Origin of the sequence: Streptomyces katrae, from assembly GCF_000966975.1 — a bacterium.
GTDB lineage: Bacteria > Actinomycetota > Actinomycetes > Streptomycetales > Streptomycetaceae > Streptomyces > Streptomyces katrae.
Window position 1 is genome coordinate 18,337 of sequence record NZ_JZWV01000077.1, and the last position, 10,852, is coordinate 29,188.

At 72.1% G+C, this 10,852-nt stretch carries 11 protein-coding genes and 1 tRNA gene; 7 read left to right on the plus strand and 5 right to left on the minus strand.

The features are described 5' to 3' along the window. Window positions 1-78: 78 nt before the first annotated feature. A complete protein-coding gene (locus VR44_RS04225; protein WP_045945992.1) occupies window positions 79-1,683 on the minus strand; it encodes a beta-N-acetylhexosaminidase in 1,605 nt (534 codons plus the stop codon). A 64-nt stretch (window positions 1,684-1,747) separates the two neighbouring features. Here VR44_RS04225 and VR44_RS04230 point away from each other — a divergent pair, with 64 nt between their 5' ends. From VR44_RS04230 to glmS, 3 genes are all read left to right on the plus strand, one after another. Continuing rightward, window positions 1,748-2,656, plus strand: coding sequence for a DUF4429 domain-containing protein (locus tag VR44_RS04230; RefSeq protein WP_045945993.1), 909 nt, complete (start codon window positions 1,748-1,750; stop codon window positions 2,654-2,656). A 106-nt stretch (window positions 2,657-2,762) separates the two neighbouring features. Continuing rightward, window positions 2,763-3,038: a hypothetical protein gene (locus VR44_RS04235; RefSeq protein ID WP_045945994.1), complete on the plus strand. Its 276-nt coding sequence runs from the start codon at window positions 2,763-2,765 to the stop codon at window positions 3,036-3,038. A 91-nt stretch (window positions 3,039-3,129) separates the two neighbouring features. Continuing rightward, window positions 3,130-4,947 (plus strand): glutamine--fructose-6-phosphate transaminase (isomerizing), encoded by a 1,818-nt coding sequence (glmS, locus tag VR44_RS04240; RefSeq protein WP_045945995.1) that lies wholly within the window; start codon window positions 3,130-3,132, stop codon window positions 4,945-4,947. A 93-nt stretch (window positions 4,948-5,040) separates the two neighbouring features. On the opposite strand, the gene VR44_RS04245 is transcribed toward glmS, so the two are convergent. Further along, window positions 5,041-5,610: an acetate uptake transporter gene (locus tag VR44_RS04245; protein WP_045945996.1), complete on the minus strand. Its 570-nt coding sequence runs from the start codon at window positions 5,608-5,610 to the stop codon at window positions 5,041-5,043. Window positions 5,611-5,707: 97 nt separating this feature from the next. Then, window positions 5,708-6,241, minus strand: coding sequence for a universal stress protein (locus tag VR44_RS04250; protein ID WP_045945997.1), 534 nt, complete (start codon window positions 6,239-6,241; stop codon window positions 5,708-5,710). Window positions 6,242-6,695: 454 nt separating this feature from the next. Here VR44_RS04250 and VR44_RS04255 point away from each other — a divergent pair, with 454 nt between their 5' ends. From VR44_RS04255 to VR44_RS04270, 4 genes are all read left to right on the plus strand, one after another. Beyond that, entirely contained in the window at window positions 6,696-7,019 is a 324-nt protein-coding gene (locus tag VR44_RS04255) for a hypothetical protein (RefSeq protein WP_045945998.1), read from the plus strand. Between the two features lie 376 nt (window positions 7,020-7,395). Next, the gene (locus VR44_RS04260; protein ID WP_045945999.1) at window positions 7,396-8,568 is read left to right on the plus strand and encodes a helix-turn-helix domain-containing protein; all 1,173 of its coding nucleotides are present in this window, start codon (window positions 7,396-7,398) and stop codon (window positions 8,566-8,568) included. A 95-nt stretch (window positions 8,569-8,663) separates the two neighbouring features. Then, on the plus strand, window positions 8,664-9,266 hold the full coding sequence (gene orn / locus VR44_RS04265; protein ID WP_045946000.1) for an oligoribonuclease: 603 nt from the start codon (window positions 8,664-8,666) through the stop codon (window positions 9,264-9,266). Between the two features lie 104 nt (window positions 9,267-9,370). Continuing rightward, window positions 9,371-9,443 (plus strand) — tRNA-His (locus VR44_RS04270). A 115-nt stretch (window positions 9,444-9,558) separates the two neighbouring features. Here the strand turns inward: VR44_RS04270 and VR44_RS04275 are convergent. Both VR44_RS04275 and VR44_RS04280 read right to left on the minus strand, forming a co-directional pair. Beyond that, on the minus strand, window positions 9,559-9,858 hold the full coding sequence (locus VR44_RS04275; RefSeq protein ID WP_045946001.1) for a hypothetical protein: 300 nt from the start codon (window positions 9,856-9,858) through the stop codon (window positions 9,559-9,561). Between the two features lie 86 nt (window positions 9,859-9,944). Then, a complete protein-coding gene (locus tag VR44_RS04280; RefSeq protein ID WP_045946002.1) occupies window positions 9,945-10,619 on the minus strand; it encodes an NADPH-dependent F420 reductase in 675 nt (224 codons plus the stop codon). Window positions 10,620-10,852 lie beyond the last annotated feature (233 nt).

A 10,852-nucleotide genomic window follows, 5' to 3' on the forward strand; every position in this document is an offset into this window, starting at 1 on the left:
CGCCGTCCCCGCGTCACCCCGGCCCACGTCTACCCGAGCCACGGACAGCTCGCACCCCGCACGGGCTGACCCGGCCGGCTACGGCCACGGGACCTCCGGGGCGCGGTAGTAGGTGATGTCCTGGGCGTCCAGGCGGGGGCCCTGGGCGGCGAGGCGTTGGCGGTGGGCGGGCCAGTCGAGGGCGGTGGAGGGGGACCAGGCGAGTTCCGCGAGGCTGAGGAGGCGGGGGAAGGCCATCAGTTCCCAGTCGGAGCGGGTGGAGATGGTCTCCGTCCAGAGCGGGGCCTCCACGCCGAGGACCGCGGATTCGGGGACGTCGGGGAGGTAGGAGCCCGGGTTCCAGGCGTAGGCGCGCTGGGCGGGGACGTAGCCGGCCCAGGCCAGGCCCGGGCGGGTCTGCTTGTCGTACTTCATGTCCAGGTAGGCGTGGTCCGCCGGGGAGAGGACCACCGGGTGGCCCGCCCTGGCGGCCGCGGCCACCGCCGCCTTCTCCGCGGCCGGTGTCCGGTCGTGGCCCCAGTACTGGAGGACCGCGCCCGGTGCCGGGCGGGCGGAGGCGAGCTGGTGCCAGGCCATCACCGTCTTGCCGTGCCGGGCCACCACCGCCTGGGCGCGGTCCATGAACCGCGCGTAGTCCGCCGCCGGGGTGGAGTGGGCCTCGTCGCCGCCGATGTGGAGGTAGGGGCCGGGGGTGAGGGCGGCGAGTTCGCCGAGGACGTCGTCGATGAACTCGTACGTGCGCTCCTTGGACACGCACAGGGAGCTGAAGCCGACCTTGATGCCCGTGTAGCGCGCGGGCGCCTTGCCGTCGCAGGTCAGCTCGCCGTACGCGGCCTGGGCGGCGTTGACGTGGCCCGGCATGTCGATCTCCGGGACGAGGGTGACGTAGCGGTCCGCGGCGTAGGCGGCCAGGTCGCGGTACTCGTCCTTGGACCAGGAGCCGCCGGGGCCGCCGCCGACCTCGCTCGCGCCGCCGTACTCGGCGAGCCGGGGCCAGGAGTCGACGGCGATCCGCCAGCCCTGGTCGTCGGTGAGGTGCACGTGCAGGGTGTTGATCTTGTACTGGGCGAGCTGGTCGACGTACCGCTTCACCTGCTCCACGGGGAAGTGGTGGCGGGCGACGTCGATCATGGCTCCCCGGTAGGCGAAGCGGGGGGTGTCCGTGACGGTTCCGCCCGGGACCGTGCCCGCGCCCCGCACGGGCAGCAGCTGCCGCAGTGTCTGGCCGGCGTGGAAGAGGCCGGCCGGGGTGCGGGCGGTGAGGGTGACGCCGGTGGGGGTGGTGCGGAGCCGGTAGCCCTCCTCGCCCAGTTCCGCGGCCCCGCCGTCGAGCCGCAGCCGGACCCCGTCACCGTCCTCGACGCCCGGCCCGCCCGGGCCGCCCGCCCCGTCCACCACGGGCAGGGGCAGCCCGGTCGGCCCGCGCAGCTGCTCCGCGAGGAGCTCGCCGATCCGCCGGACCTCCTCCGGGGCGCCCGGGCCACCCGTACGGATGACCGTGCCCGCCCCGAAGGCGTAGCCGGGCCCCTCGGCCCGCACGGACGCGGGCGCCGGCAGGAGCCGCTCGTAGGGGGTGAGGACGACGGAGGCGGCCGGCTTGGCGTCGTCGCGGTGCGGGGCGGCGCAGGAGGAGGCGGCGGCCAGGGCCAAGAGGGTGCCGAGCGTGCGGCGCAGGACTCTCATGCGCCCAGGTATAGGCCAGACGGCCTCCAGCCGGGCACCGTGGGACCGGTGGGAGAATGCCCGGATGGCGGAAATCATCCAGAAGGACGGTACTTGGACCTTCGACGGGGACACGGTGCGCATCGTGCCGGGCCGCGACAAGGGGGTGGGGCTGCTGCGGCAGCAGCTCGGTGAGGTGGTCGTGCCGCTGCGCGCGATCGGGGGGATCAGTTACGAGCCGGGCCGCAAGGCCGGGCGGCTGCGGCTGCGCCTGCGGGACGGCGCGGACCCGCTGCTGCAGGTGACGGGCGGGCGGCTGCCGGAGTCCTCGGACCCGTACCGGCTGAGCGTGGAGGCCGACCGGGCCGGGGTGGCCGAGTACTTCGTGGACGAGGTGCGCAACGCCCTGCTGCTGGACGGGGTGGACCCCGGCCCCTCGGACGCGTACCTGCTGCCGGGCCCGGCGGTGCCGATCACGGTCGGCGCGGGCGACGGGACGGCGGCCTTCGACGGCGACCGGGTGGTGCTGGACTGGAACTGGACCACCGAGGACGCGAAGGCCTCGGGCGGTCCGCGCGAGTTCCGGGTCGCGGACGTGCGGTCGGTGGAGTGGGCCCCGTCGAAGGGGCTGGAGAACGGCTGGCTGCGGTTCACCCTCACGGGTGCCCCGCCGGCGCCCGCGCCCAAGTACGACCCCTGCACGGTGGAGCTCTTCGGCTTCAAGAAGGACCCGCTGATGGCCCTGGTCGCGGCGGCGGTCGCGGTGCGGATGCCCCACCCGGCGGCCCCTGCCCCCGCCCCGGTCCCGGCGCCGGCCCGGGAGATCGCCGCCCCCGTCCCCCTGGAACAGGCGGCCCCCGCCCTGGCGGGCGAGCCGGCGGACCACGACACCCTGCTGCGGCGGCTGCGCGAGCTGGGGGAGCTGCACCAGAGCGGGGTCCTCACGGCGGACGAGTTCTCGGCGGCGAAGGCTGCCATTTTGGGTGGCTTCTAACCAAACGAGACCGGAATCACCCATTCCTTGGTCCAGACCAGCATGATCCTGCCCGATTCCGGGCAGGATCTTTGCGTTTCTGCCCGTGGGCCGTCAATATCTACTGGTGCTCGACCGCCGACCGACCCATGACGAACTCGTCGACCACCTGGTCCGCACCACCGCGCTGCAGCGCGGCGAGGCCGCCAGGGTGGTGCTCGACGTGCTCGCCTACTTCGACGAGACGACCGAGGAGTTCGTCCGTCGCCGCCACCGCGAGCTGCAGTCCGGCGGGGCGGTCAACGCGGAGATCTTCGAGCGGATCGCGGCGGAACTGCCGCACCGCGCCGTGGCGCCCCCGGAGCTCTCGCTCCGGCAGCTGCGCCGCATCGTCTACGGCTGAGACGCCGCATCGTCTCCAGCCGTGACGGGCCCCGCACGGGGCCGGTACGCGTCCGGGCACGGACACCGAACTTCAGGAGGGGCAACACCGTATGTGCGGAATCGTCGGTTACATCGGCAAGCGCGACGTGGCACCACTGCTGCTGGAAGGCCTCCAGCGGCTCGAATACCGCGGCTACGACTCGGCGGGCATCGTCGTCAACAGCCCGAAGTCGGCCGCCCTGAAGGTCGTCAAGGCCAAGGGCCGCGTCCGTGACCTGGAGTCCCGCGTCCCCAAGCGCTTCGCCGGCACCACCGGCATCGCCCACACCCGCTGGGCCACCCACGGCGCGCCGAGCGACATCAACTCGCACCCGCACCTCGACGCCGAGAACAAGGTCGCGGTCGTCCACAACGGCATCGTCGACAACGCCGCCGAGCTCCGCGCCAAGCTGGAGGCCGACGGCGTCGTCTTCGTCTCCGAGACCGACACCGAGGTGCTCGTCCACCTGATCGCCCGCTCCCAGGCCGTCACCCTGGAGGAGAAGGTCCGCGAGGCGCTCAAGGTCGTCGAGGGCACCTACGGCATCGCCGTCATGCACGCCGACTTCGCCGACCGCATCGTCGTCGCCCGCAACGGCTCCCCCGTCGTCCTCGGCATCGGCGAGAAGGAGATGTTCGTCGCCTCGGACGTCGCCGCGCTCGTCGCCCACACCCGCCAGGTCGTCACCCTCGACGACGGCGAGATGGCCACCCTCAAGGCCGACGACTTCCGCACGTACACCACCAGCGGTACGACGACCACCGCCACGCCCGAGACCGTGGAGTGGGAGGCCGCCTCCTACGACATGGGCGGCCACGACACCTACATGCACAAGGAGATCTCCGAGCAGCCCGACGCGGTCGACCGCGTGCTGCGCGGCCGGATCGACGACCGCTTCTCCACCGTCCACCTGGGCGGCCTGAACCTGGACCCGCGCGAGGCGCGCGGCATCCGCCGGGTCAAGATCCTCGGCTGCGGCACCTCGTACCACGCGGGCCTGATCGGCGCCGGCCTCATCGAGAGCCTCGCCCGCATCCCCGCCGACGCCGAGCCGGCCTCCGAGTTCCGCTACCGCAACCCGGTCGTGGACCCCGACACCCTCTACATCGCCGTCTCCCAGTCCGGTGAGACCTACGACGTGCTCGCGGCGGTGCAGGAGCTCAAGCGCAAGGGCGCCCGCGTCCTCGGCGTGGTCAACGTCGTCGGCTCCGCCATCGCCCGCGAGGCCGACGGCGGCGTGTACGTGCACGCCGGCCCCGAGGTCTGCGTCGTGTCCACCAAGTGCTTCACCAACACCGTCACCGCCTTCGCCCTGCTCGCCCTGCACCTGGGCCGCATCCGCGACCTGTCCGTCGCCGACGGCAAGCGGATCATCGAGGGCCTGCGCAAGCTCCCCGCCCAGATCCAGGAGATCCTGGAGGGCGAGGAGGACATCAAGAAGCTGGCGGCCGAGTACGCCGAGGCCAAGTCGATGATGTTCATCGGCCGGGTGCGCGGCTACCCGGTGGCCCTGGAGGCCTCCCTCAAGCTGAAGGAGATCTCCTACATCCACGCCGAGGCCTACCCGGCCTCCGAGCTCAAGCACGGCCCGCTCGCGCTCATCGAGCCGGCGATGCCGACGGTCGCGATCGTCCCGGACGACGACCTGCTGGAGAAGAACCGCGCGGCGCTGGAGGAGATCAAGGCCCGCAGCGGCCGGATCCTCGCGGTCGCCCACCGGGTGCAGGAGAAGGCCGACCACACGATCCTCGTCCCGAAGAACGAGGACGAGCTGGACCCGATCCTGATGGGCATCCCGCTCCAGCTGCTGGCCTACCACACCGCCCTGGCCCTGGGCCGGGACATCGACAAGCCGCGCAACCTGGCGAAGTCGGTCACGGTCGAGTAGCGGCCGCGTCCGCCGCACCCACGGCACACGAAAGGGGCGCCACCGGTCACTCCGGTGGCGCCCCTGCCCGTGGAGCCCGCGGTGCGGGCGGGTTCAGCCCGCCGCGACCGCTCCCCTTCCGGAGGCCTTGCCGAGGGCCAGCGGCCAGTGCGCCAGCGACGCCGTGGCCCCGTACCAGGCCAGCAGGCCGGACACGGCCGCGACCCAGCCGCCCGCCTTGGCCAGGCCCGCGCTGTCCGCGAAGGAGGCTATGGCCAGCAGGACGAGGGCGAGGGTGAGCAGCCCGTAGACGCCCTGGCCGAACAGGCCGCTCGCGGCGGCGAGGGTGAGGGTCAGCGCGAGCATCGCGAAGAGCACCAGAAACGTTCCGGCCGCCTCGTCGGACACCGAGGCGCCCGCGCCCTTGGCCCAGGTGAACCAGAAGATGCCCAGGCCCGCGAAGGCGGTGCCGTTGAACCCGTTGCCGCCGCGGTACTCGAGGAGGCCGAGGAGGAAGAGGGCCGCGCCGCCGACGTACATCGCGAGCGACACGGAGTTGGCGGCGGTGACACCGGAGAGGACGCCGGTGTGGCCGATACCGAACGCGAGAAGGGTGAGACCCAGGGCGATGTTCCCCAGGGTCGAAGTCGAGGCCGTGCTTCCCGCAGAGACACCATTGTCCACGGCGGGCTCCCTTCGATCTGCAGTTGTTTGCTGCGTCCCAGCAGCACTTATCTACCCTTTACACAGGTACACAACCGCACAACCGGAATACAGAGGGTCACGGAATGACAACGACCGGTCGCTGCGCCCGCTTGGCCAGACGTCCCGCGACCGAGCCGAAGATCCGGCCGACGAGGCCATGAGTGGAACCGACCACGATGGCGTCAGCCGAGTACTCCCGGCCGACCTCCTCCAGCTCGTGGCAGATGTCCCCGCCCCGCTCCACCAGGATCCACGGCACCTCGGAGAGGTAGTCCGCGCAGGCGAGCTCCAGACCCAGCACCTCGGTGCGGTGGTCCGGCACGTCCACGAAGACCGGTGGCTCGCAGCCGGCCCACACCGTGGTGGGGAGCCGGTTCGCCACGTGCACGATGATCAGGCCGGAGCCGGAGCGCCGGGCCATGCCGATCGCGTACGCGAGGGCGCGTTCACTGGACGTGGAGCCGTCGAAGCCCACCACCACCCCGTGCCGGAAGGCAGGGTCGCAGGGCAGGCGTGTCTGTTCCACCGCGCGCAGGTCGCTCGATACGGAATCGGCGAGGTGATGTTTGCGCTTGCGGTCCGCGGGTTCGAAGAATTCGTGACCGGCCATGGATGTCTCGGCGAAGAGTCCTCGGGGGAAGCGACAGGGGCGGTTTCGGCGACTCGGGCTTTCTGACGACGAGGCGGGCGTTTTGGCGACGCTGCGTGACGGAGTTCTGTCCTGGAAGCATCTTTCCAAGCCCTTACCCACCAGGGTACGGCGACACTCCCGTCCTGGACAGGGCTTGCCGCCCTTGGAGAGCGTCCAAGGGAGCATGCCGGAGCGGAGCCCCCTTGGCAATGGCCGCTGTCCCCTACAGCCAGTGACGGAAGGCCCCCGCGCCACCCGTGCGCGCAGTGACCGGGACCTGTGCGCGGGCGTTGGACAGGAGTCCGACCGTCCAGGAAGAGCCCGCAGGGAGTACGCCGTGCCCGGTCATCCGGTTCACCCCGTCCCGCCCGTCCAGCCCGCTCCGCCGACACCGCCCGCCCCCTCCGGGCGCCCCCGTCCGCTTCACCCGTCCGTGCGGTCCTCATCCGCCCGGCCGCATGACGACCCCGCGGGTGACGTGGTGCGCTGGGCCGCCTTCAGCTGCCTGCTCGTGCCGGTGGTGCTGGTGGTCTACGGGACCTCGTACGGCGGGGCCGCCGTGGCCACCCTGGGCCTGGCCGCCGTCACGGCCGCCTGCCGGGTGCTGCTGCGGCACTCCGAGAAGACGGGGCGGGCCGCCGCGCGGGTGCCGGCGGACGAGCCGCTCGCGCACGGGCACCGCGGCCGGCACTCCCGCAGCGGGTCCGGCGCCCACCGCGGCTGCCACGGCTCCCTGGGCCCTTCCCCTCACGACTGACCGATTCGCACGTACACACCCGGCTGTTTTCAGCCAACTTCCGGACTGAACGCTTCCCTTGCCGGAATGTCCCCCCAACCCCCCTACCACCAGCGACGACAGAGCGAAGGGGGCGAAAACACCCCATGGGTACTGGCCACGACCGGATCGTGAGGTTCCCGTGCGGGTAGCGGAGTGGAACGCTTACTGATCGAATGCTTTTCGCCAAGTTGCCAAGTCGACATAGCGCTGCGTGCTGAACTTGTCACGCCGACACCACGGGACGCAGTAGATTCGATCATGTATTTACGGCGGGGGATCCACGTGCAAGGCCGAGGGGAAACGTGCAGGTGCGACCAGACCAAGGAGTCGCGACACCCAAGGGGGGCTTAGCGCCATGAGCCAGGATTCCACCGCAGTCATCGCCGACGCGGGCAGGAAGCTCGCGGGGCGTCGCCGCAGAGAGATCGTCGCCGTGCTGCTGTTCAGCGGCGGCCCGATCTTCGAGAGTTCCATTCCGCTGTCCGTGTTCGGCATCGACCGCCAGGACGCGGGAGTGCCGCGCTACCGGCTGCTCGTGTGCGCCGGGGAAGACGGTCCGCTGCGGACCACCGGCGGGCTCGAACTGACCGCGCCGTACGGACTGGAGGCCATCGCCCGGGCGGGCACGGTCGTCGTCCCGGCCTGGCGCTCCATCACCTCCCCGCCGCCGCCGGAGGCGCTCGACGCCCTGCGGCTGGCGCACGAGGAGGGCGCCCGGATCGTCGGCCTGTGCACGGGAGCCTTCGTGCTCGCCGCCGCCGGGCTGCTCGACGGCCGGCCCGCGACGACGCACTGGATGTACGCGCCGACGCTGGCCAAGCGCTACCCGTCCGTCCACGTCGACCCGCGCGAGCTCTTCGTCGACGACGGCGACGTGCTGACCTCCGCCGGCACCGCGGCCGGAATCGACCTGTGCCTGCACATCGTGCGCACGGACCACGGCAGCGAGGCCGCCGGGGCACTGGCCCGCCGGCTCGTCGTCCCGCCGCGCCGCACCGGCGGCCAGGAGCGCTACCTCGACCGGTCGCTGCCCGAGGAGATCGGCGCCGACCCACTCGCCGAGGTGGTCGCCTGGGCGCTGGAGCACCTCCACGAGCAGTTCGACGTGGAGACGCTGGCCGCCCGCGCCTACATGAGCCGGCGCACCTTCGACCGGCGGTTCCGCTCGCTCACCGGCAGCGCGCCGCTGCAGTGGCTGATCACCCAGCGGGTGCTCCAGGCGCAGCGGCTGCTGGAGACCTCCGACTACTCGGTCGACGAGGTCGCCGGACGCTGCGGCTTCCGCTCCCCGGTCGCCCTGCGCGGCCACTTCCGCCGGCAGCTGGGGTCCTCCCCGGCCGCCTACCGCTCCGCCTACCGGGCGCGCCGGCCGCAGGGCAGCGACGCCCCCGTGTCGGAGATCTCCGGGACCGCGCTGCCGCACCAGCGGACCCCGCAGCCCCAGCGGGCCGCGGCGGCCCTGGCCGCCTCCGGTCCCAGCGTGACGGAGCTGTACGCACCGGGCCGGGTGCTGCGCGAGCACGCGTAGCGGCCGCCGCCCGGAACATCCGGAAGGCGCATGACGAAGGCCCCCCGCATCGGCCGGACACCACCGCGGGGGGCCTTCGGCATAAGGTGGGGCGCATGAACGATCGCATGGTGTGGATCGACTGCGAGATGACCGGGCTCTCGTTGACGGACGACGCACTTATCGAGGTGGCCGCGCTGGTCACCGACTCGGAGCTCAACGTGCTCGGCGAAGGCGTGGACATCGTGATCCGCCCGCCGGACGCGGCCCTGGAGAACATGCCGGACGTGGTGCGCGAGATGCACACCGCCTCCGGCCTGCTCGACGAGCTGGCCGGCGGCACGACCCTGGCCGACGCCGAGGCACAGGTCCTGGCGTACGTACGTGAGCACGTCAAGGAGCCGCGCAAGGCGCCGCTGTGCGGGAACTCCGTCGGCACCGACCGCGGCTTCCTGTCGCGCGACATGCCGGCGCTGGAGGCCCACCTGCACTACCGGATCGTGGACGTGTCCTCGGTCAAGGAGCTGGCGCGCCGCTGGTACCCGCGGGCCTACTTCAACAGCCCGCCGAAGAACGGCAACCACCGGGCGCTCGCGGACATCAAGGAGTCCATCGCCGAGCTGCGCTACTACCGCGAGGCGGTCTTCGTCCCGCAGCCGGGCCCGGACTCGGACACGGCCAAGGCGATCGCCGCCAAGCACGTGGTCGCCGGCGAGTAGGACCGCCGGGACGCCTCGGCAGGGGGTACGGGGAAAGGGGGGAGCGAGCACCCTCCCGGACCCTGTACCCTTTTCTTCGGCCGGTCGTTCCACGACCGGACATGGTGGGTGTAGCTCAGTTGGTAGAGCACCTGGTTGTGGTCCAGGTGGCCGCGGGTTCGAGTCCCGTCACTCACCCTGTGGGAAGGCCCCGGTACGCGAAAGCGGACCGGGGCCTTCCGCGTTTCCCCGTGCGGGAGGCGGTGCCGGCGGCGGCCGCGGGCGGAAGGGGCCGGGCGGAGGCGGGGGCGGCCTAGGCCAGGATGCGGACCTCGGAGAGGATCTCGGTCAGCTCCTCCCCGGTCATGACCGGGGTGATGTCGATCTCGGCGTGGAAGCGGCTGAACAGGTCCCAGGTCAGCAGGGGGGCCTGGGCGCTGTCCTGGAGGTCGAAGACGATCCAGCAGGAGCGCACGCCCTCGTGGAGACCGAAGTAGGCGGCCTCCGGCCGGATCCGGTCCAGGAACTTCCTCAGGGCCTGGACCAGGGCCCCGGTCTTGATGGCCTCGTTGCTGGCGGCCGTGTCCAGGTGGGCCCTGAGCATCACCCTCATGTGCGGCTCCCTCCGTCACCCCCCACCCTCCGCACGGGCCGGGGGCGCGGCAACATCTGCGCCCCCGTCCGTGCCGGGCGGCCGGGTCAGGAGGAGGGGCGGGCCGTCTGGATGTGGAAGTTGAAGTCCGTGTGCCCCAGGGCCTTCATCAGGCGCAGCCACAGCGGCAGGAGCATCTCCGTGCCGCGTGCGGTCTCGATACCGCCCAGGTCGATGATCGAGCCGTCCGGCCATCCGAAGGAGGCCAGCAGGTCGTGGACGGCCTTCTTCGCGTCGGCGTCGTCGCCGGAGAGGAAGACGGAGTGCTCGCCGGGGACCCGGGCGGGGTCGACCATGATCTGGCAGTTCATGGTGTTGAGGGTCTTGACCACCCGCAGCTGCGGGAAGGTCCGCTGGATCAGCTCGCCCAGGCTGTCGTCGTCGACCGGGTCCAGGCGGGGCGGGAAGCCCTGGGAGAAGTCCAGCGGGTTCGCGATGTCGATGAGGACCTTGCCCTGCAGGTGAGCGGCGTCGGCCTCGGTGAGCGCCTCGACGCTGACCCGTCCGCCGGTGGCGTTGACCAGGGTCTCGCCGTGCCGTGCGGCCTCCGGGAAGGCGGCGAGGCCGATCGACGGGTGGGCCTCCTGCCATTCGGCGTACTCCGCCCGGTCCAGGGTGGCCCGCGGGTCGCGGGTGCCGATGACCACCTCGTGGCCCAGGGAGGCCAGGCGGGCGGCCACCGTACGGCCGACGATTCCGGTGCCGAGAACTGCGTAGCGCATGTGGATGTCCAATCGCGATGGGTGCGGCACGAGCCGTGCGCGGGGTACGGCCGGGCGGGAGGGCCGGCGCCCACCGGCCCCCAACTGGCGTGGACCGTACGGTATTCCACACACGGCCGGGCCGTTCGCGCCGAGCACCAGGGACCGGGGCTGCTCCCGGTGCGGGGAGATCAGGGTGGCGAGGAGACCGCCGGAGACGAGGTGTCCATGGGGCGGACCGTACCGAGCCGTGC

Excerpts from the sequence above, each read along its gene's own strand:
- VR44_RS04280 (WP_045946002.1), bottom strand. The coding sequence starts at position 10,619 with ATGCGCTACGCAGTTCTCGGCACCGGAATCGTCGGCCGTACGGTGGCC.
- VR44_RS04225 (WP_045945992.1), bottom strand. The coding sequence starts at position 1,683 with ATGAGAGTCCTGCGCCGCACGCTCGGCACCCTCTTGGCCCTGGCCGCC.
- glmS (WP_045945995.1), top strand. The coding sequence starts at position 3,130 with ATGTGCGGAATCGTCGGTTACATCGGCAAGCGCGACGTGGCACCACTG.
- VR44_RS04230 (WP_045945993.1), top strand. The coding sequence starts at position 1,748 with ATGGCGGAAATCATCCAGAAGGACGGTACTTGGACCTTCGACGGGGAC.
- VR44_RS04260 (WP_045945999.1), top strand. The coding sequence starts at position 7,396 with ATGAGCCAGGATTCCACCGCAGTCATCGCCGACGCGGGCAGGAAGCTC.
- orn (WP_045946000.1), top strand. The coding sequence starts at position 8,664 with ATGAACGATCGCATGGTGTGGATCGACTGCGAGATGACCGGGCTCTCG.
- VR44_RS04250 (WP_045945997.1), bottom strand. The coding sequence starts at position 6,241 with ATGGCCGGTCACGAATTCTTCGAACCCGCGGACCGCAAGCGCAAACAT.
- VR44_RS04275 (WP_045946001.1), bottom strand. The coding sequence starts at position 9,858 with ATGAGGGTGATGCTCAGGGCCCACCTGGACACGGCCGCCAGCAACGAG.